Genomic DNA, 443 nt, shown 5'->3' on the forward strand with positions numbered 1-443 from the left:
CGTTGCCCATTTTGAGTCAAGCTGAAAGTACCCGTGTAGTTCGCTCGTGCTTGCAATGTATAATTATCTAGTGCTGAAACCTCGGGGGAGGCTTGCTGGACAACTGGCTTTTCTAATGTCGCTTGATAGCGAGGCGCGTTCACCGTGTTCGATTTTGCTAAGGTTAGCTCGAAATCGGTAATGGTGATTTTTGCGTTACGAGACGCAAAAAAACCGACGTATTGATACTGAGGATCCTGCATCTGTACAATATTCGCATGAGCCCCTTTCACTTCTTGGCTTTGAAATATTTTACCATCATCAAAACTCACTAAATAACCAGCGTCGGTTCGAGTCAAGGTCATCCGATAAGGGTTATCGACCCCAAATTCAACTCCTTTGACAAAAGCATCACGTCCCATACGGTTTCCCGCGGTACCCCAAGGTTGATAAATGCCTTCACG

The 443-nt window shown here is 45.8% G+C and carries 1 pseudogene; it reads right to left on the reverse strand.

The features are described from left to right. Window positions 1-401, reverse strand: a pseudogene (locus tag Q5762_RS37175) (hypothetical protein); the annotation flags it as partial. Between the last annotated feature and the right edge of the window lie 42 nt (window positions 402-443).

The organism is Streptomyces sp. P9(2023), assembly GCF_032436795.1.
Classification (GTDB): Bacteria; Actinomycetota; Actinomycetes; order Streptomycetales; family Streptomycetaceae; genus Streptomyces.